The organism is Pseudomonas tremae (assembly GCF_001401155.1).
Lineage (GTDB): Bacteria > Pseudomonadota > Gammaproteobacteria > Pseudomonadales > Pseudomonadaceae > Aquipseudomonas > Aquipseudomonas tremae.
Window position 1 is genome coordinate 1 of the sequence record NZ_LJRO01000021.1, and the last position, 505, is coordinate 505.

A 505-nucleotide genomic window follows, 5' to 3' on the forward strand; every position below is an offset into this window, starting at 1 on the left:
TGATTACGGTCGGCACCCTGCTGCAGAAAATTCGCAGCATGGCCGAGCATAGCGGCGGCCCCGGCGTCACACCTGGCTGGGAAGAATGGACATACGCTTGGCGCGTCGGCTGGCTGGGGCGGTTTTTCATCTGGCCCTACTACATCAACCTGCACTTGCAGCACCACCGAACCGCCAGCATAGCCTGGCATGCCTTGCCCTCTGCAGTTCGAGCCGAGGAACAGCTCATGGCATCCCGCTCGCTTGCCTCGTTGATGTGGTCGAGGCTCAAGCAGAAATACTGATACTTGGCTGTATGAGCATCTTCTTCAATGCTCACTCATGAGCTGAGCTCATGAGCCTATCCCGATAACACCCCATTGTTGACCAAATGACAGCGCTATAAGGTGATCCGGACATCACGCAGCGAATCTGCACACGCGGATTCGCTCGCGTTTCACCGAGGAACTGCTCATGAAAGACCCGAGAAAAGTCACCGTAGTCATCGGTGCCGGCTCCATAGGGC

1 protein-coding gene is annotated in these 505 nt (G+C 56.8%); it reads left to right on the forward strand.

Annotated elements, in window-relative coordinates; all coding sequences use genetic code 11:
• Positions 1-284, forward strand: a 284-nt coding sequence (locus ALO43_RS00545; RefSeq protein ID WP_174518485.1) for a fatty acid desaturase, incomplete at its 5' end; no start/stop codon positions are given.
• Between the last annotated feature and the right edge of the window lie 221 nt (positions 285-505).